Below are 25,260 nucleotides of genomic sequence, written 5' to 3'. Positions count from 1 at the left end.
AAGCACTTGCGGTGCGGGATTCCAGTATTTTCCGGGGGATCAGTTGTGGCGAGACGAGAAGTCTACGCAACTGGCGGGCCGGATTGGAGAGCCACGCGGGAAATTGCAAATCGATTTCGCAAAGAAAGTTGCGGCGATCTCGCGTCACGACCAACTCGTATCCTAACCGCAAATGCGGCGATAGATACACTCATCAGGGGGATTCTAACGCAGCATTTGTCACTCGGGGTGTGGTTTTAGCGGTTAGGGGCCGGCTGGACACCGCTTTCGCCTCGCAGATCCGTCCCCGGGGTGCTCAGGTGAGCCTTCCGGCGGATAATGGTGCGGTCAACTAACGGGGCGGTCAACGAAATTCCCCACTCGAGCTTCATCAACCTTTCATTCCGCAGCCATCCTTCCATGCATCGAGGTCCGGATCGAAAACTACACCTCGGCGTGATGGCAAAGTACTGGACGTCGGGACAAGTCAAGACACGGCTGGGGGCAACCATCGGGATGTGTCAGGCGGCCCAAGTGCATCGAGCGTTTTGCCACCATTTGGCCGGCCGATTGGCCACCGCGGCCGATCAACGGTCGTTCGTCGTGTCACCACCGGAGCGTCAAGCGGACTTTCGGACATCGTTGCCACCGGGGTGGCAGATCGAAATCCAATCCGAGGGCGACTTGGGATGTCGCATGCAGGCCTGGTTTGCCGGCGGCGCGGAGGCGGAGGGTGACCGAGTTTTGATCGGTGCCGATTGCCCTCTTTTGGATGGTTCGGTGATTCTCCAAACCGGTGAGCTGTTGGAATCCCACGACGTCGTGCTGGGGCCGGCGATCGATGGCGGGTATTACTTGATTGCATTGCGTGGGCCATGGCGTGCGGAGTATCGGAGTTTGCTGGAAGAGATGCCGTGGAGCGGCGCGTCGGTTTTCCAATTGACGTGTCGTCGTGCGAAGGAGGCCGGATTGCGTTTGGCAACGCTGGCGGCGATGGAAGATGTTGACACGATCAAGGAGTTGGAAGCATTGATGATTCAGTTGGAGCAGCGTTCCGGTGACGTGGATTGCCGCACACTTCGTCGGTCGATCGAGCAAGTGATTTCGCAGCGGGGAATGGGATGAAGAGCGACGTGGTGGTGATCGGGGCCGGTGCGATCGGTTTGACGCTGGCGTACGAGTTGGCCCAACGCGGTCGACAGGTCACGGTCGTCGACCGGGACCGATTGGTTGCCGTGGAGACGGACACGTGTTCGATCAACACGCCTTTTCGATCGGCCACGTCGTGGGCGGCAGCCGGCATTCTGCCGCCGGCCGATTTGGAGCACTCGACCGATCCGATGGACCGCCTGCGCGGGCTTAGCCACCAGCTGTTTCCCACCTTGGCGGCGCGGTTAATGGTGGAGTCCGGGATCGATTCCCAGCTGGCACGTTGCGGAGGATGGTACTTGTCAGACACCGTCGGCGAGACGGCGTCGATGGTCGGGATGGTGTCGTTTTGGCGCGAGCTGTCGATCGAGTGCGTCGAGCGGACGCCGGCGGAGTTTGCCGCGAGCGAACCGGCGCTGGCCGAGTGGGCCGAGCGCGAGCCGGCCGCGCGGGCATGGTGGGTGCCCGATGAATACCAAATCTCTCCGCCGCTGTTCTTGCAAGCGTTGATCAAGGCCTGTGATCGCCTGGGGGTGACGTTTTTGGATCAGAGCCGTGTGGTGGACATCGATGATGTCGAATCGAAGGTGACGGTGACGCTGGAACGCCGTCACGGAGGGCGTCAATCAATCGAAGCCGGGCAAGCGGTCGTTTGCGGAGGCACGTGGAGCGGGCTGATGGCCCCGCGGTTGAGACTCGATCAGAGTCTGGTGCCGGTACGGGGGCAGGTGTTGTTGCTGAAGACTGAAACGCCGATCTTGTCGAGCATCATCAATTTCGGCCAACGCTATTTTGTTCCACGGCGTGACGGAGCCGTGTTGGTCGGTTCCTGCGAAGAGGAGGTCGGATTTCAACGGGGAACGACACCGGCGATGCTGGACGAATTTCGCCGGTTCGTTCGACGTGTTTGTCCGCCGCTTGCGTCCGCCCGGGAATTGAGCGCTTGGTCCGGGCTGCGGCCGTTGACGTTTGACGGGTTTCCGATCTGCGGCAAACTGCCCGGCAGCGATTCGATCTTTGTCGCCACGGGACACTTTCGCAGCGGCATCCATCTGTCGCCTGGGACCGCCATTTGTTTGGCTGATCTGATGGGCGGTGACGAGCCCCCGATCGATCTGCAGCCCTTCTCGGTCGGCAAGCAGCAGGGGACGGCCGGTTGATGAACGGCTTGTTGGTTGAATCAGCCGTATGGCGCGAGCCTACGGGCCCCGGTGCGTTTTCCTGGGAGTTTTAGGCCCGTACGCTCGCGCGAAACGGCTAATCCCACGTGTGATCGGATTAAATCAACAGGTCGTTAGGCGGTCTGGGCGGTAGTCAAACGCGGCAGGACATCTCAAGATGGCGGGACCACCTTCTGGCGAAGGTGGCTACGTTCGGCCGGCGATGCACAACACACCCCCTATGGAAACAGCCCCCCCGATGACCGAAGAGACCGCGACGTTGGAACCGCCGGGGTCGATCGCCGTGATCGGCGCCGGACCGCTTGGGATCGAAGCGGCGCTCTACGGACGCTTTCTCGGTTACAACGTGACGCTTTTTGAAGCCGTCGAGGTGGCTCATTCGATTGCCGATCGGCGTGATCAGCCGATCCCGATGATGCCCGATCGCTGCGTCTCTCCCTTGGCCAAGGGGGCGCTGGACGCTCAAGCCGGCGATGACGAACCGAAGTCGCTGCCACTTTCGATCGCCGAGTGGATCGATCGAGTCTGGTTGCCGCTGACGCAAACCGATTTGCTCCGCGGCCGGCTGCGTTGTCCGGCACGGGTGAGTGCGATGGAGTTGGTGTCGGCCCCAAGTGACGATGGGGATGACAGCGATCTGGAGGATGACGACGTGCCACCGGATTTTCGGTTGCGTCTTGCCGAGGGAGAAACGGCCGACTTTGAAGCCGTGATCGTGGCCACCGGAGCCGAAGGGACCGAGATCGAACGATCGTTTGACGAGCCGGTGGATTACCTGTTTACCATAGGCCGGCAGCCGACCGGAGACGCGGAGCAGGACTTTGCCGGTGGGCTCAAACAGATCGTGGCCGTTTACGCCTCGCTGGGCGGGCGAGCGGATCTGGACCTGTACCGGCCCCCGCGCGGATGAGACTGACCTTGATTTCTGGGGGAGATCGGCGAGATAAAAAGGGATGTGGGGGCGGAATGACAGGCTGGAATCCTATCCCACTTCTTCCCGCTCGATCCTTGACGGCACTGGATTCAATGGCAAGACATCGATGTTGTGTTCTGGTTTGGTTCACTGCGAGTGTGATTTCGTGCTGCGCGGTGACCTGTCCGGCGCAGGAGCGGTTGCCGGGCGATTCGGTCTATCGTCGCGGCGTCGCGTCGGTTTCGGAACGTTCGTTTCCATCCGAGCCGGTTCAGCAGGCTTCGGCGGGGGAGTTTCCGTCGTTGGTCGTTCCGGGGGACGCCGATGCGGATGACCGGGCTTCTTCGGATGGGGCGTTGGCAGGGCCGGTGGTGACCACGGTCAGTTCGCTGTTGGTGGTGCTGGCGGTCTTCGGTGGTCTGGTTTGGATTTCGCGTCGCTTCGGATCGTCGCGGACGTTTCAGGGAGCGTTGCCCGAGGACGTGCTGCGGAATCTTGGCGGTGCGGCGATCGATGCCAAGACCCGCGTGACGTTCTTGAAGGTGGGGGCTCGGATTTTGGTGATCGGACAAACCACGGCCGGTGACCCGCAGACGTTGTCGGAGATCACTGATCCGGAGGAGGTCGAGCGGTTGACCAATCGATGTTTGGGGCGACCGGAGATCGTCGGCCGGCGATCGGGGTATCCCAGCGGTGTGGAGACGTCGCGTCGCGATTTGGCCGCCGGATGAGTTTGGCGATCCTGAGCGTTGCGATCCTGCTGTTGGTCGGCGTCGTGTTAAGGCAGTCGCTGCGTCCGCTGCGCGTGTTGTTCATTCCCGGTTCGGTCGTGGCGGGGTTCGTCGGATTGACGGCGGTGACGTTGCTGGGGCGTTTGGGCGGCGAAGTGGTTGCCGCGAAAACGTCGGAGCTGAACGAGACTTTGGCCGGTTGGCCGGGACCGCTGATCGCCGTGGTGTTTGCGGCGATGATGTTGCAGCAATCCGGCGGCAGCCCGCGGCCCCATGACGATTCGACCGCCCGGCGCGTCGGACGCCAAGGTTTGATGGTCTGGATCATCGTGCTGGGGGAGACGATGGTCGGATTGTGGGCGACTTGGCTGTTGATTCAGCCCCTCTACGATGTACCCAATTCGTTCGGCATGCTGATCGAAACGGGGTTTGCCGGTGGCCACGGTACTGCCGCCGCGATGGGGCAGGTGTTCGCCAGCGAGCAGGTCGGTTTGGAGGCCGGGCTGGATTTAGGCTTGTTGATGGCGACGTGCGGGCTGGTCTACGGTGTGGTCAGCGGCATCTTTTGGATCAACGTTGCCTCGCGATTGGGATGGTTGCGGGACGAATCGACGCAGTCAGCGTCGGCGAGCGTGTCGCAGCAGCCCAAACCGATCGGGTATCAGACGACGTCTCCCGATGCGATCGATCCGCTGTTGTTGCAGATCGTCTGGATCGCCTTGGCAGTCGGTGCGGGGATGTTGATGCAGGCTGTGGTGCTGGGGCTGGCCGGCCAGATCGATGTGGTGATGGGAGCCGGTGCGGCGTCGGACGCGGTGGGGGCCGATGCGGAATTGTCCAAGCGGATGTCGGCGAGCAACGTGATGGATTTTCCGCTGTTCATTTACACGATGTTCGGGGGCTGGCTGGTCCGCCGGGTGCTGCGTCAACTCGGGCAGACCCATCGCATCGATTCGATGACGATCCAGCGGCTCAGTTCCACCGCGATGGAGATTCTGGTGGTCGCCGCGATCACGTCGTTGAAGCTGAGTGCGGTCGCTGCGCTGATCGGGCCCTTTTCGATTCTGTTTGTTTGTGGAGCAATTTGGACGGCGATCTGTTTGATGGTGATCTCTCGCTGGGTATTGCCTCGTGAATACTGGTTTCCGCTGGCTCTGATCAATTACGGGATGTCGACCGGCACCACGGCGACGGGGTTTGTGTTGCTGCGGGTGGTCGATCCGGAGTTGAAGACGGGGGCGGCGAGTGATTATGCGCTTGCGGCGCCGTTGTCGGCCCCGTTCATCGGCGGCGGGATTCTGACGATCGCGTTACCGCTGGTGCTGTTGGAGCGGGTTTCGATTGTTTGGCCGGCGACCGTGATCGCGGCGGCGGTGTTGGTGTTGGTTGGGGTGGGTCGGCACCTGGGCCGGTCTGATTGATTGGGCCGCGGTGAAAACACTCAAGCACCGCCAATCGACCCTCCCCTCGCTGCGGTCGACCCTCCCTGCCAGGGAGAGTTGCTTTGAAAAACCCCGCTCACTCGCCAGGGCGGGGCGAGTGAGCTGGCTTGTGCGAGGTCCTTCGCGAAAGGCGACGGGACGGTTAGAACATGTCGATCAAATTCCCGCCACCAGGAGCCCAACACCGGGAGACTGCATTGTCCAGTGTGACTGTCCCTGTCGATGACTTTCCGCCGCTTCCGGCCCCCACGTTGGGGCAACGGGTCGCGGTGTGGTGGATGATCTTGAAAACGTCCCTGGGTGAACGGTTGGTGTACCGTGGCGATTTTGCCCTGGGGACGCTGATGCGGTTCCTGCCGATCATCACGCAGATCTTTTTGTGGTACGCGGTTTTCGATTCGATCGGAGACCCCGAAGGGAGTTCGGCGGCCGAGATCGGCGGGTTCGGGTTTCGGGACATGGTCGCGTACTACTTGCTGACGATGATCGCGCGGGCGTTTTCCAGCATGCCGGGATTGGCTTCGGGGATCGCTCAGCAGATCCGCGAGGGGGAAATCAAACGGTTTTTGATCCAGCCGATCGATTTGATCGCGTTCCTGTTGCTGACGCGTATCGCCCACAAGCTGGCCTACTATGCGATTGCGGTGGCTCCGTTCGCGTTGGTGTTTTTCTTGGCACGGGACTACTTCGTCGGCGGCTGGCCCAGTCTGCCGGTGTTCCTGGCGTTTTGTGGTTCGCTGGTGATGGGGTTCCTGATCGGATTCTTCCTGGAAGCGGCGATCGGGATGATCGGGTTTTGGTTCCTGGAGGTCAGTTCGTTGCTGTTTGTGATCATGTTGTTCAGCTTCTTTTTGTCTGGACACATGTTCCCGCTGACGATGTTGCCCGAGAGCGTGTTGACGGTGGTGAATTGGTTGCCGTTTAAGTACCTGGCGTATTTCCCGGCGGCGATCTTTTTGGAGAAGATTCCGGAGGAGGAGTTGGCGCGGGAGATGTGGATCGAAGCCGGGTGGTTGGTGTTCTTTATCATCCTGTGCCGCATCGCGTATGCCCGCGGCGTGAAACGCTACAGCGGATTCGGAGGGTAACGTCGATGGAGGAGCTACTGCGTTACATCCGCGTCTTTTCGACGTTCGCCCGCAACAGTCTGGTCCGTGACATGACGTTTCGGATGAACTTTTTCTTGCAGTGCGTCAGCAGTCTGGGTTGGACGGCGATGAACGTCGGTTTCTACCTGATCATTTTCGAACACACCGGTTCGATCGGCGAGGGGACGGGGTGGGACCGCGATCGGTTCTTTTTGTTCATCGCGACGACCTGGTTCATCAATTCGTTGGTGCAGGCGTTTTTCATGCCCAACGCGCAGGAATTCAGCGAGATGATTCGGACCGGCGGGCTGGATTTTGCGCTGCTGAAGCCGATCGACACGCAGTTCTTGATTTCGTTTCGGCGGGTCGACTGGAGTCAGTTGTCGAACTTTTTCGCCGGCGGAGTGATCGCGGCGGTCTCGCTTTGGAATCTGGCCCATCGCGAGGTCGATCCGATGGTGCCGTCGGCGTTGTCGGTCGTGCTGTACCTGGTGTTTCTGGTCTGCGGGATCATGATCATGTACAGCGTGATGATCACATTGAGTGCGACGAGTGTTTGGTTGGGGCGGAATCAGTCGCTGTACAATTTTTGGTTTTACATCACCAATTTCAGCCGCTATCCGATGGAGATTTACAACCGCGGTTACTTGGGCAAACCCCTGTTTGGTCTGTTCACGTTTGTGATTCCGATCCTGTTGGTGGTGAACGTTCCGGCGCGGATCTTGGCCGATCCGTTGGTCGCACGCGAGGACGGTGCCCAGTGGTACGTGGTGTGGGCGGCGGTGATGACGGTCTTCAGCGTGTTGGCCAGCCGCTGGTTGTTCCGCAAGAGTTTGCTGAGCTACCGGAGCGCCAGTTCGTGAGGGCTGGGAAGTCGCCGTGTTCTCCGAACTCGGCGCACGCGAAAAGCGAAGCTTTGTCCCGCGCCGACCTCGGAGAGGACGGCGACCGTCCCGTCCAATCAAAATCGAAGCTGCGGTAGACTACTCGCAGCGAGAGGAAATCAACATGCAGGCGCGCGACCAAGGAGAACAGATGGACGTATCGAAAGACATCGTATGGCACCAGCACAGCGTCGACCGGGAGATGCGCGAGCGGCGGCTCGGGCAACAGGGCTGTGTGATTTGGTTCACGGGGCTGAGCGGGTGCGGCAAGAGCACGATCGCCAACGCGTTGGACGTGATGCTGTCCGAGGCCGGTCGGGCGACGACGTTGTTGGACGGTGACAACGTACGTCATGGGCTGTGTGCGCCGCCGGCGGTGTTGGAACCCGAGCACGGTGCGGAGTTTGCGGAGCGATTCGGGTTGGGGTTCGGCGCCGTCGACCGGGAGGAGAACATCCGCCGCATCGGCAGCGTGGCGGCGTTGATGGCGTCGGCGGGGCTGATCACGTTGACGGCCTTTGTCAGCCCTTATCGCCGAGATCGCGACCGGGTCCGCAAGATCGTCTCCCAGGCGGGCCGGCCGAGTGATTTCGTCGAGGTGTTTGTCGACACGCCGCTGGAGGTCTGTGAGGCGCGTGACCCGAAGGGGTTGTACAAGAAAGCGCGTGCCGGCCAGATCAAGCAGTTCACCGGTATCAGCGACCCCTACGAATCACCGGAGTCGCCCGAGATCCGCCTGGACGGGGGGGCGGGGGAATCTGTCGACGAGATGGCCGGGCAGGTGAAAGCCTGGCTGGTCGAACACGGGGTTTTTTAGCGGAGAGTTTCAAGTTTCAAGTTGGGGGCCCGGGGGGAACTTGAAACCTGAAACCCAAAACCTGGAACTGATTTTTTGCCGTTGCGGTATTGGGCGATGGCGGTAAACTACCGGACCGTAAATCAGACACGAAACAAAAATTTGGTTTGAAAGTAAGTACGAATGACGATTTCGAAGCAGCGAAAAGCTGAAGTCATCAAAGAACACGGTGCAAACGAAGGCGATTCGGGTTCTCCGGAGGTTCAGATCGCGATTTTGACCGAGCGAATCAACGGTTTGACCGAGCACATGCGGACGCACAACAAAGACTATGCGTCCCGCCGAGGGTTGCTCGGATTGGTTAGCCGCCGCCGTCGCTTGCTTGACTATGTTCGCGGGGAGGACCCGCAGAGATACTTGGATATCATCGGAAAGCTGGGCATCCGTAAGTAGCCCGCAACATCGGCCGCTCTGGCGTGACGAAGGCTTCGGCCAAAAGTCGCCATCGCGGCGACCGGAGATTGATTTCTCGCTTTCTTCTTCACGCCCGGCGGCCTCTATGCAATCGCCGGGCGGGGTTCGGCAAGCGCTGTGCTTGCCGCTGTCGAGGGTGATTGAAACTGCCCTCCCCCTCCAGAGCCTTTTCTCTATAGCGCCCCTGATCTCGTCCGCCTGCGTTGGACCGTGCCGGCAGAAATCGTAGAGCATCGGGGGTGATCTTGATCCGATTCGGTAGGTCGGAACGGTCCGCTATCGTTCATGACTCCGGGCACCCCGCAGGCAATTGGGCCGGTCGGTTGCCGGAGTAATTTTGTTGTAGTTGTCGTTGCAGGAAGGAAAGTAAAGTGACTGTGAATAAGATTCGCGTCGAAAAGAAGATCGGGCGTCATGTGTTGTCGTTCGAAACCGGTCAGTTGGCGAAGCAAGCCGCCGGTGCCGTGTTGGTTCAGTACGGAGAAACCGTCGTTCTGGTCGCCGCGGCCAGCAGCAACCCGCGGCCGGGAATTGATTTTTTCCCTTTGATGTGTGATTACCGCGAACGCTTCGCGGCGGCCGGAAAGTTCCCCGGCGGATTCTTGAAACGTGAAGGACGCCCGTCGACGAAAGAGATTTTGAGTTCGCGTCTGATGGACCGACCGATCCGACCGCTGTGGCCCGAGGGGTACATGGACGAGGTTCAGGTCCAGGCGTTTGTGGTCGCCAGCGACCAGGAAAACGATGGCGATGTGTTGGCGATGAACGGTGCCGGCGCGGCTCTGCACATCAGCCCGCTGCCGTTCTTGGGGCCGATCGCGTCGGTTCGCGTCGGCAAGGTCGATGGCGAATTGGTCGCGTTCCCCAGCAATTCGGATCTCGAAGAAAGCGAATTGGACATGATCGTCAGCGGCTCGCGAGAGCAAGTCGCCATGATCGAAGGCTTCGCCAACGAGATGGCCGAAGACGAAATGATCGAGGCGATTCAGTTCGCCCACTCGGCGATCCGCGAAATCCTGGATCTGCAAGACGAGCTGTACCAGAAGGTCAACCCGCAGAAGATCGAGTACACGCCGCCGGAAGACGACGGGTTGTTGGACAAGATTTCGGCCAGCTACTACGACGAATTTAAATCTGCCATGCAGACCTCCGGCAAGCACGAACGTGCCGCCGCGGTCAGTGCCCTGCGCGACAAGGCGATGGCCGAGATGATTCCCGATCCGGAAGCCGAAGGCGCGATTTGCAGCAAACGCTTCAAGACGGTTTGGCATGATTTGGAAGGCAAGGTCGCCCGCGATTTGATCGTCGCCGGAACCCGCCCCGACGGCCGCGACAACACCAGCTTGCGTCCGATTCACTGCGAAACCGACGTCTTGCCCCGCGTCCACGGCTCGGCCGTGTTCCAGCGTGGTGAAACGCAGGCGTTGATCACCGTGACTCTGGGAACGGCGCGTGACGAGCAGCGTGTCGACGGCTTGCACGACGAATTCAGCAAGAAGTTCATGCTCGATTACAACTTCCCCTCCTTCTCCGTCGGCGAATGCCGACCGATCCGCGGGCCGGGACGTCGTGAAATCGGACACGGTTGTTTGGCCGAACGCAGCGTCGCGCCGGTGCTGCCGGCCGCCGATGAGTTCCCCTACACCGTCCGCGTGATCAGCGACATCACCGAATCCAACGGCAGCAGCTCGATGGCGTCGGTGTGCGGTGCCACGCTGGCACTGATGGCTTCGGGCGTTCCGATCAGCAACCCGGTCGCCGGGATCTCCGTCGGATTGGTTCGCAACAGCGCCGACGACTACGTCTTGCTGACCGATATCCTGGGCAGCGAAGACCACTTCGGCGACATGGACTTCAAGATCGCTGGGACGCAAAACGGGATCACCGGCATCCAGCTGGATTTGAAGATCACCGGGATCAGCGAAGAGATCATTCGTGCGACGCTGAAACAATCGCGTGAAGCTCGGATCGAGATCCTGCGCAAGATGCTGACGACGATCCCACGTCCCCGTCGCGAAACCGCTCCGACCGCGCCGCGGTTGTTGCGGACCCGAATTTCGCCGGACAAGATCGGCGCATTGATCGGCCCCGGCGGCAAGAACATCCGTGGCATCCAGGAATCGACCGGCTGCGTGATCGAAGTCGACGACGACGGCACCGTTTTGGTCGCCGGCAACGACAAGGATTCGGCCGCCGAAGCGATGCGTCAGGTCGAAGCCTGCACCGCGACCGTCCAGATCGGCAAAATCTATGACGGCATCGTCAGCAGCATCAAGGACTTCGGTGCATTCGTCGAAATCCTGCCCGGTCGTGACGGACTGTGTCACATCAGCGAGCTGAGCAGCGGCTACATCAGCAGCATCGACAAGGTCGTGCGTGTCGGTGACGCGATGAAGGTCTTGGTCATCGACGTGGACGAGCATGACCGCGTCAAGCTGAGTCGACGTCAGGCGCTCGAAGAGCTGGGCGAAGAGGACGAGATCGCAGCGATGGTCGCCGAGCAAGGTGACGATCGCGGTGGCGACCGTGACCGTGGTGACGGCGACGGCGGTGACCGTTCGCGACGCCGTGGCGGAAGCGGACGTCGCCGCGGCGGAAGCGGTAGTGGCGGCGGACGTCGCCCTCGCGACTGAGACCCGCGCCGCGTCTGCGGACGCACCTGATCAACAAACCCGCCCAAGAGCCTCGGTTGTCACAGCCGAGGCTCTTTCGGGTTCGGGACCGTTCGTTGGTGTCTAGCCTTGAGGCGATTCTCCGTCGCTGCGAGGAACGTCGATCGTATTACTGATGGATTCAGTTGCTCTTGTCCCGTGCGTTATCAAAGATCACTAAGCTCGGTTCGCCAACGGCGATCTACAACATAGCCTGGGGTGAGACCGGATGAGCCCCAGCGAATCCGGGCGTAACCCCAGGCTATGGATGTGTATGCCCTTGGGGCAAGTGCTGCGGAATGAATTCCGCAGCATCGTGAAACCGCCTTCGGGGCTAACAAAGAAGATCGATGATCACCACTGAGCGGTCCTAACCAAAAAGTCGCTCAGTAATACAATCGACGTCCCTGGCAGCGAGAGGCGCCGGCCCGGAAGGGCCATCGTACCCCGATGCGTCGCCGGACGCCGGCCCTAACCTTCTTGCTGCAACAACTCGATGGTCGTCTTGATCACGTCGGTGTTGTCCATCAGAAAACTGTGCAGCACGGGGACGGTGCGAAAGCTTTTGGCGCCGTCCAACTTGGCTTCTTCAACGCCGACAACGAAGTCGCCGTCGCCCTCGACCAGCGGATTGGCCACCGGCGTGGAGACGTCGCCGGCGATGATGTGAAACGGAAACGGCGGCACGGCCAGTTTCGGTTCCAGTTCTTTCCACTGCGCCCCCAGTTCCATGCCGCCTTTGCCGGTGACCCAGCCGAACACTTTGGTCGGCGCCAATCGCTGGGCGATCGTCGCGCCTTGGTTGGGCGGTCCCAACATCACCATCGATTTGCAGCGTGGCAGGATCTGTTGCGGGTCGCCGTCGCTTTGCAGATCACCGACGGCGTGGCGGACCACGATGTTCCCCATGCTGTGACCGACAAAACTGAAGGTATCGTCGCGGGGCAGGTCTTCGAGCAATTCACGCAGTGCCGCGGCATGGTCACCGATCGACGCTCGTGTGCTGGCGTAGGAGAATCGGATCGCGCCGGGGAGTCCGTTTCCATCGAGTTGTTTGTCGAGCGCTTTCATGCTGCCGCTGGTTCGCATCAATCCGTGCAACAGAATGACGTGATGCTTGGCCGCGGCGTTGGCGTTCTTGGGGCATTTTTGATTCAGTGTATCAACGCATTGTTGTTTGCTGCCCCAGGCCCGACGATAGCTGTCGGCGTCGATCAATCGCCAATGTCCGGTCAACGCGTTTTGTTGGACCCGGTACCCATCGCGCCACAGGTGGTCCGTCCAGATCTGAGAGTACTGGGTGGTCGGAAGCGGCACGTTGAAGTTGGGGGCGTCCGTCACGTCGGAGTCCTCAGTCGAGGGCGGTGCGGTTGGCGGTCCTGCGGAGTGACCGGAATGATGATGGATTTCGAAGCTGAGCGAAGCGGCCAGGGCGAGGGTGAGCAGGTAACGCATGCGACTGATTTCGTTGGCAAGCGGATTCGGGCATCGTTGGGGGCTAAGCGAGAAGAGCCCGTGACGGCAGGGATGCTTCGGAAAAATCCTCCTTATTTGATCGACTGAAGTCGAGCCAGGGGGCGGCCGGGCGGGAAAAAATCAACCGAAATCGGTCGGTTGGCGCGAGCAGTCCCGAGATTTAAGCGTTGCGGAAATCGGGTAGGAAGATTTCGGGGGTAAGAAAATGATGCAATGTACCCTTGGTTCGACAAGGCTAATCTTCATACCTCTGCCCCCGGGCCGCGTCACCCCGTGGCGTCGTTTGGAATCAGGAGACGGATGGCAGAATGATTCGGGGCAGAATGATGAAGTGCCCGCTGGCTGATGCCCAATACGGCTAAACCGAGGTTGATGGGGCCCTTACGCTGGCGCGATACGGCTGATGTTATTTGGTTATGAGCCGATTGGCGCCAGCCTTCGGGCCCTCCCCTGGACAAAACTACCTCGATTTAAAGTTATTGGGCTGATGCCAAGGGCGATCAGCCGAAATCGCGATCAGCGGTTGCTGCTGGAGCTTCGTCGGCTGACGCGTTGGGCCTGTTTGCTCAGGAACTGCGTCGCTTCTTCGGCGACCAGGACGGTTTCTCCCGAGCGGATCTCGGTGCGGAACCGGTGGTGGCCTTCGCTTTCGGCTTCGGCGATCACGCGGATGCGAACCTCTTCGCCGGGACGAATGCTGTCGATCGGATCCAGCAGGACTTGTCCGGTCAGCACTTGGCCGCTGTGGCCTTCGATCCGACGCGGTTCAATGCCGTTGCTGAATTGAGCGATCGCTCGCACGCCGTTGGCTTGCCGGCTGCCGCGGTTCTTGATCACGATTTCGTAGACGACTTCGGTTCCGACCGGTGCCGGTGCCGCGGGGTCTTGCAGCGTCATCACCAGGTCGGCGATCGATTCGACGCGGGTGTCCAAGGCGACCGCTGCCTTGCCGGCCGCACTGCCGGCAGCGTTGAAGTCGAACGTTTGCTTGCCGGGCGAAACCATGGTGCAGCTGAACTCGTAATCGCGTGACGCACCGGGCGGCAGCGACTGGATCGTCCAAGTCAACTTGGTGCCCTGTTGCTGTGCCGCGTCGATCCCGCCTTGGTAGCGGACGCCCGAGGGCAGCGCCAGGCTGGCAACGACGTTCTTGCAGGTCGCTTGACCGTTGTTGCTGATCTGCAGGTGGTACATCGCGTCGGTGTTTTGGTACTTGGTTTCCGGACCGGCCAAGACGGCTTCCAGTTCGGCGGCGGAAACGCGAATCGTCTTTTCGGCCTGTGCTTTCAAGCCGAGATCGCCGGAGGCCAGCCCGTGGATCTTCAGATCGCCCAGGTCTTGAGCGGTCAGCTCGACTTCGAATTGCGCTTCCTTGCCGCTGGGGATGTTGCCGATCCGCTGCGTCTGCGGCGTGGGTGAATTCGGCGACAGGGTGAACACGACGTTGGGTGCGACGCCATCGCCGGGATTGAGCACCCGTACCTTGTAGGTTTGCGATTCGCCGTAAACGACTTCCTCGGGGCCTTCGATCAACAGGTCCAACATCGGCTCGCGGACTTCGATCCTGGCGATGCTTTTTTGGGGGATTAGCGTCCAGTCGACGTCCAGCCCATGGGTCCCGCTGCGTTGGGCTTGGAGCCGCACGAACAGTTTTTCCGTCGTGCCTGCGGGCAGCGAATCGAGCGTCCAAACCAGTCGGTCGCCTTCTTCCAAGCCCTGACGCTCCACGGAGCCGCGGCTGGCGTTGTGGCCCTTGATGTCCGCCCAAACCGGGATCACTGCGCGGACCATCAATCCTTCGGCGTCGATCGCACCGCGGTTCTCCACACGGATTTCGAACTCGTGTGTTTGGCGGATGATCACGCTGGACGGGCCGTGGGTGACGACGCGTATCCCCGGCAGTTCCGACGCGACCGCGGTCTGACCGGCGGCCAGCTCACGGGACGTCGATGGTTTGGTGACAGGCCGCGGTTGCGGCGATGGTTGGAACGCGCCGTCGGAATGCGTCGGTGCCGGTTGCGTCGCGATCGGTCGATCGGACGTCATGGGCGCCGGCGTTGGAACTGCCGGGATCTGCGTTGCCGGTGTGGATGCCATCGGGGTTCCCAAGTGGCTTCCGCCGGGAGCGATCGCGTGCGTTCGGTTGGGTTGGCGGCCGTGAGTCTCCGGGACGACCGGCATGGTCGGCTGTGAAGCGTACGGTGCGGTCGGGATCGGTGATGTGGCCCCCATGGACGTGGCGGGCGGTTGGGCGACAGGGGCACCCAGCTGCGGGATCGCGTAGGGATCGTGGCCGGACACATACGGGTTTTGTGAAACCGGATGCGGCGGAACATAGGGTTGGACGGCGATCGGTGCGGTGGGCATCGGTGAGGTGCGGGGTGCAATCGGCGCCGCGGGCTGGGGCATCGTTGCCGCGGGTTGGGCCATCGGTGCCGCTGGCGGTGTGTTGGTAACCGGTGCAGTGGTGGCCACACCCGAGCCGATCGGGGCGCTCGCCGGTCCGAACGGGGTGCTGGCCGGATTCAGCGGGGCACGTGGTTGCGGGCGGGGCTGGAACGAGGATGCCGGCGGCCCGATCCGATGTCCGGCGAGCGATCCGGTCGGTCCCAATTTGGGCGCCGCGGGGGCGGGCAGCTCCGGAGCGACGAACTGCGGTTCGCTCGGTTCCGGCGGGTTGATCGGGGAAAGCGGCACCGATGGTGGCGTGGGCGATGACGCGACGTTGGCCATCGGTGCGGCCGATTTCGGTGCGGGCGCAGGGGCCGTCGCCGCGACTGTCGTCGGCGCTGGCTCAGCGGGGGCATTGGCAGCCGGTGCGGTCTCGGCAACGGTGGTCGGTTCGGGCGCAGCCGGCGCCGGTAGCGGTTTGGCGTTCGCCTCAGGTGCGGTCGTGTGCTTCGGGGCTGACGTGGCGCTTTCCGCCAGTGCCGCATCGCTGCCCGTTTGAGTCGGGTTCGTGTCCGCGGTTGCGGCGGGTTTCGGCAGTGCGGCGACCGCAGCCGGTTGGGGTTTCGGCTGTGGTTGCGCTTTGGGCTGCGGTTTGGGTTGGGCCTTCGGTTGCGGATTCATGGCGATATCGGCAGCCGGAGTCTTGGCGGGTTTCGGGGCCGGCTTGGTCGGTTCCATTTCGGCCGGTTTCGTCGGCTTGGCGTTGGACTCAGCCAGCTTGGGGGCCGGATCGCTGGAGCTGATCGAGGCTTCAACTGCGGTTTTGGAATCGGCGATCTTGGATTCCTCAACGACCTGGCGACGTGACACTTTGGGCACGATCGCTTCGCGGGTGGCGGGGGCATTTTTAGCGGCAGCAATCTCGGACGCATCCAATGTCGGGACATCGCGGCGGCCCGACCGCCGGCTGCTGGACAGGACGGACAGCGCGACGTTGTCCTCACGCTGGATTTGGCTTGAGGTGCTGCGTGATGTTGAGGTGCTGCGCTGAGCGGTGCTAGCCGGTGCAGTGCGTCGGCTTGACGGTTCGATGCGTCGGCTTGACGGTTCGATGCGTCGGCTTGACGGTGCCGCAGCGAGGGCCGGCGGCTGCGGGATGGCCGGGTTCATCCGCGGCTCGGGGGCCGGCAGCGGGGCCGACGTGTGGGGCGAGGTCAGTCGCGAGGGGCCGGCCAGACGGGTTTCATTCGGTTGCGGATCGCGAATCGGCGTCGGGCCTTTGGCCGGTGATTTCGATTTCGCTTGATGATACGGAATTCCCTGCCAATCGACTTTCGCTTGGGGCGTCGGGGCGGTCGGCTGGCTCGCTCGGTCGGTGCTGCTGGGACGCGATCCGAAAATGCCGCTCAGGATGCCCTGGGATTGAACCGTTTGATTGGACGTCTGGTGATCGGAGGGCCGCCGCGGCGTGTGGTTATGCGATGTCGTGTCGTTGCCACTGGAGCTTTGGCCGCGACCGAACAGGTTTGGCAGCAGCGAGAAGCTACGATTGGGGTCGACATTGGGGGCTGTCGGCTGCTTGCCGACAACTTGTCGGATCGGTTCTTTTTCCCCAAACGGCACCAAGCCCAAAGCGTTTTGCACGCCCGAGGTCGCCTGTCGGGGCTGGGCGGCCGATGCGGATTGTTGGGCAGCAGCGCCGCCGGCAGCCGCTCGACGTGACGCGTCACCGGGGCTTGTCGCAGCGACGGGGCTGGCAACCATCAGCGTGGCGAGCGAGTAAAGAGCGAATGATTTGACGTGTCCGCGCAGCATGCGTCCATCTCGTGAAGTGCGTAAAGAGAGCTTGTCATTCACGGTATCGGAATCGCTGCTGCAACAATTGAGTAGAATTTGACGGTTGTGCCGGATTGTCTGACGCATTGGCTGCGGTTTCACGCCGCCTTCGTTTCACAGGCCGATCCCGCTCGATTCCCGTCCTCCCATCCTTGCTGTTGAATCACACCCCCATGAAACTCCGCTCTTGGTCTCGATCGTTTGGTTTGTTCACGCTGTGTACAGGTTTCCTCATGACGTCAGCTCTCTCGTCCCTCGCGCGTGCCGAAACGGTGGACGTTTGGTTCGGCACGTCGACCTCGCGAAACGGCCCCAGCAAGGGCATTTATCACGGCAAGTTCAACACCGACAACGGGAAACTGACCGATGTGGAACTCGCCGCGGAGATCGGCAGCCCAGGATTCTTGGCCAAGCACCCGAGCGGAAAAATGCTGTATGCCGCCGCCAGCGATGCGGGGACGCCATCGATCGTCGCCTACAGGATCGAAGGCGGGGGCGGCGAGGCCACGTTGGTCAAAGACAGCAGTGTGCCGATCGGAGACGGCGGTGCGGCTCACGTCTCGGTCAGCCGCGATGGTAAAGTCGTTTTGTCGGCACAGTACGGTGCCGGGTCGACCGCGTGTTTTTCGCTGGATGATTCGGGCAGCCTGATCAAACGCACCGATTTGCAAAAGCATCCTGCTGGTTCCGGTGTGATTTCCGGTCGCCAAGAAACCGCCCACGCCCACTGGTCGGGAACCTCGCCGGATGATCGCTTCGCGTTCGTTCCCGATCTGGGGATGGACAAGGTCGTGATCTACAAAATCGATACGGAGAACGCCACGCTTGAGCCGCACGGCTACGGGGTCTGCCCGCCCGGCGGCGGTCCGCGTCACATGAAGTTTCATCCCAACGGAAAGACGATTTATGTGCTGAACGAATTGGCGTTGTCGGTCACGGTGTTCGACTATGACGCCCAGGCCGGCACGATGTCGCCGATCCAGACGATTGAAACGATCAGCGAAGCGGTCAAGGCCAAAGAGGTTTTCAACAGTTCGTCGGAAATCCGAGTGCACCCCAGCGGCAAGTTTGTCTACGCCGCCAATCGTGGCAACGATACGATCACCGTTTATTCGGTGGATGACTCGTCGGGCAAGTTACGCTTGGTCGAAGTCGAACCGATTCGCGGGGCATGGCCGCGGAATTTCAATTTGGATCCGAGCGGAAAATGGTTGCTCGCTGCCGGTCAGGCGTCCAACACGGTTTCAATCTTCAAGGTCGACCAAGACACCGGCGAACTGCAATTCACGCGGGATGCGGTGTACGTGCCCAGTTCGATTTGTGTGCTGTTTTAGGGGGCAAGATGATGGGGGCAGAATGATTAGGGGCAGAATGATGGGGCGAGAGGGTCGCCGGCAGGGATTGTTTTGCCCTTCCTTCGAGTATGAGGCAACGATCGTGCAATGGGACCAATAGGACGTCTAGGTCCCATGCGTCCTATTGGTCCTATCGATCACGGCCTCTTCTCATCATTTCGCCTGGGCTAATTGCCAGCCCAAAAAGCCATGCTCCTTTCCCGCTACAGCAGTTTTTCGAACTGCTTATACGTCATGGTGTTGGCGACGTCGGCTTTCGTCAGGCCTCCTCGGCGGGCTTGTTTGATGCCGTATTGCATCACGTCCATGCCGTCGACGGTGTGGGCGTCGGTGCTGATCACGATCGGGATGCCCAGCTTTTTCGCGGCCGCCAGGTGCACGTCGTTTAAATCCAGGCGGGCCGGGTTGGCGTTCAGCTCCATCAGCGTGCCGTTGGCCGCGGCGGCTTTCATCACCGCATCCATGTCGACTTCATAAGGCGGGCGGCGATTGATCAGTCGGCCCGTCGGGTGAGCGATGCAGTCGACGTGTTCGTTTTCGATCGCGCCGAGAATCCGCTCGGTGATCTGCTCGCGCGGTTGGCGTTGTCCATAGTGGACACTGGCCAGCACCCAATCGGCTTCGGCCAGAACGTCGTCGGGCAAGTCCATCCCGCCGGATTCCAGGATGTCACATTCGATGCCTTTCAGGATCACCAATTTCCCTTCGTACTCGGGGCGGATTTCATCGATCATCGCCCACTGCTCGCGCAGGCGATCGGCATTGAGTCCCATCGCCATCGACACGCGTTTGCTGTGGTCGGTGATCGCGATGTACTTCAGCCCTCGCTCGATCGCGGCGTCGGCCATTTCGCGAATCGTGTTCTGGCCGTCGGTGGCCGTCGTGTGCATGTGCAAGTCGCCGCGGATGTCGTCCAGCGTGATCAACTCGGGGATCTCGCCCGCCTGGGCCCATTTGAACTCGTTGCGATCCTCGCGCAATTCCGGAGCGATCCACGGCAGGCCGATCGCCGCGTAAACGTCTTCTTCGGTTTCGCCGGCGACCTGAGTTTCATCATCGACCCGGAACACACCGTACTCGTTGATCTTCAGCCCCTTGTCCTTGGCGATGCGACGTGTGTGCACGTTGTGGGCCTGCGATCCGGTGAAGTACTGCAGCGCGGCGCCGAACTGGTTGGCGTCGACACATCGCATGTCGACTTGGAACGCTTTGCCGACACGGATCGAAATCTTGGTGTCGCCCCGGCCGATCGTTTGCGATCGGTCGGCGTAGGATTCCAGATGATCCATCGCGGCGTCGCGATCGGAGGCGACGACCAGCAGATCCAAGTCGCCGATCGTTTCGCGTCCGCGCCGATACGAGCCGGCCCACTGCATCGTTTCGATGTGCGAGCAGGATTCCATATGGCGACCGATCGCGCGGGCCAACGCGTCGCCTTCGGCCCAACGGATCCGCTCGGCCGCCTGCTCGGCGATCGCCAACCCTTCTAAAATCGCCTCAGCCGTCTTGGCACCAAACCCTTTGACCTTGGCGACCGAACCGGCTACACACGCAGCACGCAAATCCGCCAACGAGTCGATGTCCAATTCCTTTTGCAGCTTGGCGGCCTTCTTGGCTCCCAGACCCGGGATCCGAGCCATCTGGATCAACACCTCCGGGACTTCCTCGCGGAGCTTTACCAGTTGGGGCAGCTTGCCGGTTTTCAGCAGCGTTTCGGTCTTCTCGGCGAGCGTCTTGCCGATGCCCGCCAGGTCGCTCAATTTGCGGTCGGGATCGTCGACGATGTCGGCGACCGATTCGTCCAGATCACGAATCGCTTTGGCGCCCTGGGTGTAGGCGCGAATACGGAACGGGTTTTCGCCCTTGAACTCCAGCAACTCGGCGAGTTCGTCAAAGACGTTGGCGATGGTGGCGTTGTCCATCGTGGCGTGGCTTTCCGCTTGAAGGGGAGATGATTTGATATCGCGTCAGCAGCGTATCAACTTGAATAGCGACTCGCGCTGCGTCAGTATCAAGTTTTCGGGTTGCGTTTGTCGAGCGGAAAAGGGGGCCGAGTGTCGCCGTGTTCTCCGAACTCGGCGCGGACGCGAAAAGGCGAAGCTTTGCCCCGCGCCGACCTCGGAGAGGACGGCGACTGACTTGTCCCAATCAAAAACCAAGCTGCGACAAAACGACTAGCGTGCCGGCAGCCAGCCACCGCTGTCGCGTTTGACGGGGGTCGGCTGGCGCGGTGCGGTTGGGGCCGGGGTCGCTGCGTCTTCCCAGGCGGCGACTTGACGGACGCTTTGGTGCCGCGTGGTCGCCTCGCGGACGGGGACGCTGACGCGCGGGCGTGCCGAATCAAGTTGGGAGGGGGACCGCGAGGAGGCGGAGCTTTCGGTGTTGCGGAACAGAGCCGACGGGTCGGCACCACGCGAGGAGGGCGCCGGCAGCGGCGGTGCCCGAAACTCTGGAGCTTGGAACTCTTGCGTGCTCGGCGGTTGAACGACGCGCTGACTCGGCGCCGACTGGCCCGTCGGTTCGGTTGTCGGTTGCGTCACCGTCGGCGGACCCGCCGGAACGCCGATCGGTCGCAGGGTGCTCCACTGTGAACCGGAGGATTGCGACCCTGTGGATTCGGTCGTCGATGCCGGGGGAGATAGCGGCGTGACCGCCGAGGGCGTCTGGGCGGTGAACTGTTGACCGAAGCGATCACCCGGGTTCCCGTTGGGCTGGTGTCGCGTCACGGGTGGGTCCAACTGGATCGCAGGTCGGTTGTCGTCGTCGCCGGTTCCGCTGGACTCTGACGGTGAGCTTCCGTAGGGATAAAGGTCGTCGCCGTAGGAATCGGTTCCGTTGTTGTTGAAGTAGCCGTTGTCGGCAGATCCATTGCCGGTGGATCCATTGCCGGTGGACGTTGAATCGGACGAGCCATTGGTGGCCGAGCCATTCAGTTCGGGGCGGCCGGATTCTAGACGCGGCTGTGGCACTGATTGTTGGTCCGACGGATCACCGCCGGAACCGCTCGGCGATCCGCCGGTCAGTGGAGCCGTGTTCGAAAATCCGGAATCGGGGATCGTTGATGGAATCGTCGTGACACCGGGATCGCCGGGTAAGAATTGTCCGCCGACTTGGCCGATGCCGCTGGCTGGCGGTGCGAAGCTGCCGGGGGTTCCGGCAAGGGGAAACGAAGATTGCGGGTAGGTATTTCCTAGCGTCGGTGTTGAGCAGACGTCCGGTGTGGTCTGCACCGGCGCCGCACCACTTTGCAGGGGAAAGGACGAGTTGTACGGCACGCGTTGCAACTGCTGCACATAAGAGCTGCACGGTTGTTGCACCGTGACCGTCGTCCCGGTCATCGGATCCACCGTCGACACAGGCCGGTAATAGGTGATCGGCGCCGTGTAATAGGACGTGACGTAATTCGTGTCGCGTCCCAACAGCGAGTTGAAGAAGCGAGCCAATCCAGAGCCGAATCGGCGGCGTGGCGGTTGCGGGCTGACCGGAACCAAGGGCGCGTAATTGGTTGGTACGGCGTTGTACGTGACCGGCGCGACGTTGCCGGGATAGTTGGCCGTGTAGACCGGTGACGCGGTGATCGGGTTGGCGGTTGCGGTCCCACGCAGCGTCGTGCTGATCGGCACCCGATTGGCGGTGGCAAGCGGCAGCCGATACGCGTCCGTCGTCGGCACGTAGCTGGACGTGATCGGGGCGCTCGGCGTGACCGGGGCGGAATTGACGATCGGCAGACGCTGCGCGTATTGCTGGCCGGCCGGCATGCCGGTGTAGACCGACGGATTGTCGAAGGTCTGGACGGAGGTGTAGCCATAGCCGGGACGCTGGGCTTGGTAGGCGCCCGAGGTCACCGTCGGGGCACCCAGCGGAGTCACCGTGACGGGCGCTCCTGCATAGCCGTAGTTGGCGGTGTAGGTCGGTGTTCGTCCGAACAGCCAATCCAAACAACCGGCGTCGGCGAAGCTGGCGAATTGGAACGCCGGCAGGATGGCGGCGGCGGTGATGGCAAGGGTTCGAAGGTTCGATCGGCCGGTCGACATGCGACGATTCCGTGGACGGCGGTTTGGGGTGATGGCATTCTTTTGGGGGGAGCTTGGTTGTGGAAAGTCCACAGAATCTCCCGCAGTAGTGGACGCCGCAGATAGGGTCTGGTCAATCGATTCGACAGCCTCACTTGGCAGTTGGAAAGCGATTCGGGCCGTCCCGTGCCGGTCGTAACGGGTTTTGGGGATCTGGCGGGGGAACAGAGACAGTTTCGGGAGTTTCGTCGTCTGTCAGTTTGCCAGCAATTTAAGGGGAGTGCGTCGCCGGGGGCTGGATGATGGGGGCAAGACGATGGGGGCAAGACGATGGGGGCAGAATGATGGGGGCAGAATGATGGGGGCAGAATGATGGGGGCAGAATGATGGGGTGGCAGAATGATGGGGTGGCAGAATGATGGGGTGGAAGGGGGGCTTTGGGATGAGGACGCTTTGTTCGTTTTAGTGGTTTCGGGGGGATTTCTCTGATTGCCTTGAGCTACGGGGAGGACGATTGCCCACGGATGGCAGCGCGAACCCACGGATCTTAGGCGGCATTACATCCGTGGGTTCGCGCTGCTATCCGTGGGCTTTTTCGATTCCCCCAGGCCTCCTGCCCGGACGCACCACCCCAAAGAATGCTTCCCGCCGCGGGGTTCTTTTCGGCTTGGGGCCTTCTGCCAACGTGGCACGAGCGTTAATCTCTCCGGCCCCGCTGCGGAAGATCGCGTCCGGTCCCCAATTTTGTTCTCAGGCGGCGATTCATTGCGGTTGCGATCGGAAAGGGCGGCAGAGACGGGCTGTTTTTTTTGCGTCGATGCCGGCTTGGCACGCCGGTTGCTATCCGTGGCGGTCAATCAGCGGAACTGTCATTCCGTCGCCGGATTCGATTCGCATCGACTGCCAAAAAGGGCCGTCGGCGAAAGGGCAGCCACCATCAACGGCTGCACCGGGGCGACGAGAGCGGGTCCGCATGCACGAATACACCTCCGGCGCACACGGTCGCCGGTCCAACCCATTTTCCCCCTTATTGAACATCTCGTCAGACGCGTCGCTGGGTTGAGCCCGGCAGTGGACTGATCGGGGTGCGTTGTAAACCACAGGAGAAACAACGTCGTGGCAAAGCAAATCGTTTTCGACGACGACGCCCGCGGGCCACTGTTGGCCGGCGTCAGTAAATTGGCGCGAGCCGTCAAAAGCACGCTCGGTCCACGCGGCCGAAACGCGGTGCTCGACAAAGGCTGGGGGTCGCCCAAAGTGACCAAAGACGGTGTGACCGTCGCCGAAGATATCGAGTTGGATGACCCCTTCGAGAACTTGGGTGCACAGCTTGTCAAAGAGGCCGCCAGCAAGACCAACGATGTCGCCGGTGACGGCACAACGACGGCGACCGTGTTGGCCGAAGCGATCTTCCGCGAAGGGTTGAAGATGGTCGCCACCGGCGCCGATCCGATGGCGCTGTCGCGCGGGATCAGCAAGGGTGTGGAAGCCGCCGCGGCCCAAATCCAAAAACTGGCCAAGCCGGTCGACGAGAAGAGCAAGAGTGAGATCAAGCAAGTCGCGACGATCGCCGGGAACAACGACCCGACGATCGGTGACGTGCTGGCCAACGCCTTCACCAAGGTCGGCAAGAACGGTGTGATCACCGTCGAAGAAGGCCGCAGCAATGAGACCTACGTCGACGTCGTCGAGGGGATGCAATTCGACCGCGGGTTCCTGTCTCCGCACTTCGTCACCAACCAAGACGAAGTCTCGGTCGAGTTGGAAGATTGCTACGTGTTGTTGTTCGAAGAAAAGATCAGCAACAACAAAAAGATGATTCCGCTGTTGGAAGCGATCAGCAAGGAAAAGAAACCGTTGCTGGTGATCGCCGAAGACGTCGAAGGCGAAGCGTTGGCGACGTTGGTCGTCAACAAGATGCGCGGCATCATCTCGGCAGCTGCCGTCAAGGCACCCGGCTACGGCGATCGCCGCAAAGCGATCCTGGGCGACATCGCAGCCTTGACCGGCGGCAAGGCCATCTTCAAGGATCTGGGCATCGACCTGGAAAGCGTCAAGTTGTCGGACCTGGGACGGGCCAAAAAGATCCGCATCACCAGCGACGCGACCACCATGGTCGGCGGTGCCGGCAAGAAGGCGGACATCGACGGCCGCGTCGAGCAGATTCGCCGTGAGATCGAACAAACCGACAGCGACTACGATCGCGAGAAGCTGCAAGAGCGTCTGGCCAAGCTGGCCGGCGGTGTTGCCCAAATCAACGTCGGTGCCGCGACCGAAACGGAAATGAAAGAGCGTAAGGCGTTGATCGACGATGCCCGCGCGGCCACCCAAGCCGCGTTGGAAGAAGGCATCGTCCCCGGCGGCGGAACGACGTTGCTGCGTTGCCGTGCTGCGGTTGAAAAGCTCGAAAAGTCGATCGAAGGCGACGAGTCGCTGGGCGTTCGCATCGTTCGGAACGTGTTGGACCAACCGCTGCGAGCGATCGCCAACAACGCCGGGCTGGACGGTGCCGTCGTCGTCAACCGTGTGTTGCAGCTCAAGGGCAAGACCGAAGGCTATGACGCCAACGCGGAAAAGTACTGCGACCTGCTGGCCGCCGGGATCGTCGATCCGGCCAAAGTCGTGCGGACTTCATTGGCCAACGCTGCCAGCGTCGCGGCGCTGTTGCTGACGACCGAATCACTGGTCACCGAGATCCCCGTCGAAGAAGAGGAAGGGGGCGGCGACCATCACCACGACCACGGCATGGGCGGCGGAATGCCGGGCATGGGTGGCATGCCGGGTATGGGTGGAATGGGCGGCATGCCGGGCATGATGTAGCCCGGACCCGCGGCAGGCACAGTAGCGACGGGCGGTGGACTCCGCTGCCCTGCTCTGCCCTGCCCCACTCCGGCGGCGCCG

At 61.5% G+C, this 25,260-nt stretch carries 16 protein-coding genes; 12 read left to right on the top strand and 4 right to left on the bottom strand.

Annotation, left to right across the window (positions count from 1 at the left end):
• The first annotated feature begins 399 nt into the window (after positions 1-399).
• From Mal15_RS29395 to Mal15_RS29350, 10 genes are all read left to right on the top strand, one after another.
• Entirely contained in the window at positions 400-1,104 is a 705-nt protein-coding gene (locus Mal15_RS29395) for a TIGR04282 family arsenosugar biosynthesis glycosyltransferase (RefSeq protein WP_167547117.1), read from the top strand.
• On the top strand, positions 1,101-2,288 hold the full coding sequence (locus tag Mal15_RS29390; protein ID WP_147871018.1) for an NAD(P)/FAD-dependent oxidoreductase: 1,188 nt from the start codon (positions 1,101-1,103) through the stop codon (positions 2,286-2,288). The genes Mal15_RS29395 and Mal15_RS29390 overlap by 4 nt, the downstream gene beginning before the upstream one ends.
• Positions 2,289-2,529: 241 nt before the next feature.
• Positions 2,530-3,219, top strand: coding sequence for an NAD(P)/FAD-dependent oxidoreductase (locus Mal15_RS29385; protein ID WP_233903103.1), 690 nt, complete (start codon positions 2,530-2,532; stop codon positions 3,217-3,219).
• 116 nt (positions 3,220-3,335) lie between these two features.
• On the top strand, positions 3,336-3,953 hold the full coding sequence (locus Mal15_RS29380) for a FliO/MopB family protein (RefSeq protein ID WP_167547116.1): 618 nt from the start codon (positions 3,336-3,338) through the stop codon (positions 3,951-3,953).
• Positions 3,950-5,374: a sodium/glutamate symporter gene (locus tag Mal15_RS29375; protein WP_147871016.1), complete on the top strand. Its 1,425-nt coding sequence runs from the start codon at positions 3,950-3,952 to the stop codon at positions 5,372-5,374. Before Mal15_RS29380 ends, Mal15_RS29375 begins: the two co-directional genes overlap by 4 nt.
• 299 nt (positions 5,375-5,673) lie before the next feature.
• Entirely contained in the window at positions 5,674-6,483 is an 810-nt protein-coding gene (locus tag Mal15_RS29370; protein ID WP_315854306.1) for an ABC transporter permease, read from the top strand.
• A gap of 5 nt (positions 6,484-6,488) precedes the next feature.
• On the top strand, positions 6,489-7,346 hold the full coding sequence (locus Mal15_RS29365) for an ABC transporter permease (protein WP_147871014.1): 858 nt from the start codon (positions 6,489-6,491) through the stop codon (positions 7,344-7,346).
• A 172-nt stretch (positions 7,347-7,518) separates the two neighbouring features.
• A complete protein-coding gene (gene cysC / locus Mal15_RS29360) occupies positions 7,519-8,184 on the top strand; it encodes an adenylyl-sulfate kinase (RefSeq protein WP_147871013.1) in 666 nt (221 codons plus the stop codon).
• A 162-nt stretch (positions 8,185-8,346) separates the two neighbouring features.
• Positions 8,347-8,616 (top strand): 30S ribosomal protein S15, encoded by a 270-nt coding sequence (rpsO, locus tag Mal15_RS29355; RefSeq protein WP_147871012.1) that lies wholly within the window; start codon positions 8,347-8,349, stop codon positions 8,614-8,616.
• Positions 8,617-9,008: 392 nt separating this feature from the next.
• Positions 9,009-11,270: a polyribonucleotide nucleotidyltransferase gene (locus tag Mal15_RS29350; protein ID WP_147871011.1), complete on the top strand. Its 2,262-nt coding sequence runs from the start codon at positions 9,009-9,011 to the stop codon at positions 11,268-11,270.
• Positions 11,271-11,759: 489 nt separating this feature from the next.
• Here the strand turns inward: Mal15_RS29350 and Mal15_RS29345 are convergent, their stop codons facing one another.
• Complete coding sequence (locus tag Mal15_RS29345; protein ID WP_147871010.1) at positions 11,760-12,743, bottom strand: esterase/lipase family protein; 984 nt, start codon at positions 12,741-12,743, stop codon at positions 11,760-11,762.
• Between the two features lie 537 nt (positions 12,744-13,280).
• Positions 13,281-16,970 carry a COG1361 family protein gene (locus tag Mal15_RS29340; RefSeq protein ID WP_147871009.1) on the bottom strand — a complete coding sequence of 1,230 codons (3,690 nt, stop codon included), beginning with the start codon at positions 16,968-16,970 and terminating at the stop codon, positions 13,281-13,283.
• Positions 16,971-17,224: 254 nt separating this feature from the next.
• Here Mal15_RS29340 and Mal15_RS29335 point away from each other — a divergent pair, with 254 nt between their 5' ends.
• Entirely contained in the window at positions 17,225-18,325 is a 1,101-nt protein-coding gene (locus tag Mal15_RS29335) for a lactonase family protein (RefSeq protein WP_233903102.1), read from the top strand.
• Between the two features lie 224 nt (positions 18,326-18,549).
• Here the strand turns inward: Mal15_RS29335 and polX are convergent, their stop codons facing one another.
• Positions 18,550-20,268, bottom strand: a complete 1,719-nt coding sequence (gene polX / locus Mal15_RS29330; protein WP_147871007.1) for a DNA polymerase/3'-5' exonuclease PolX — start codon at positions 20,266-20,268, stop codon at positions 18,550-18,552.
• Positions 20,269-20,520: 252 nt separating this feature from the next.
• Complete coding sequence (locus Mal15_RS29325; RefSeq protein WP_147871006.1) at positions 20,521-22,380, bottom strand: hypothetical protein; 1,860 nt, start codon at positions 22,378-22,380, stop codon at positions 20,521-20,523.
• Between the two features lie 1,095 nt (positions 22,381-23,475).
• On the opposite strand from Mal15_RS29325, the gene groL reads away from it, so the two are divergent.
• Positions 23,476-25,179: a chaperonin GroEL gene (gene groL / locus Mal15_RS29320; RefSeq protein WP_147871005.1), complete on the top strand. Its 1,704-nt coding sequence runs from the start codon at positions 23,476-23,478 to the stop codon at positions 25,177-25,179.
• Positions 25,180-25,260 lie beyond the last annotated feature (81 nt).

Origin of the sequence: Stieleria maiorica, assembly GCF_008035925.1 — a bacterium.
Lineage (GTDB): Bacteria > Planctomycetota > Planctomycetia > Pirellulales > Pirellulaceae > Stieleria > Stieleria maiorica.
This window is presented reverse-complemented; position numbering and strand designations above follow the sequence as displayed.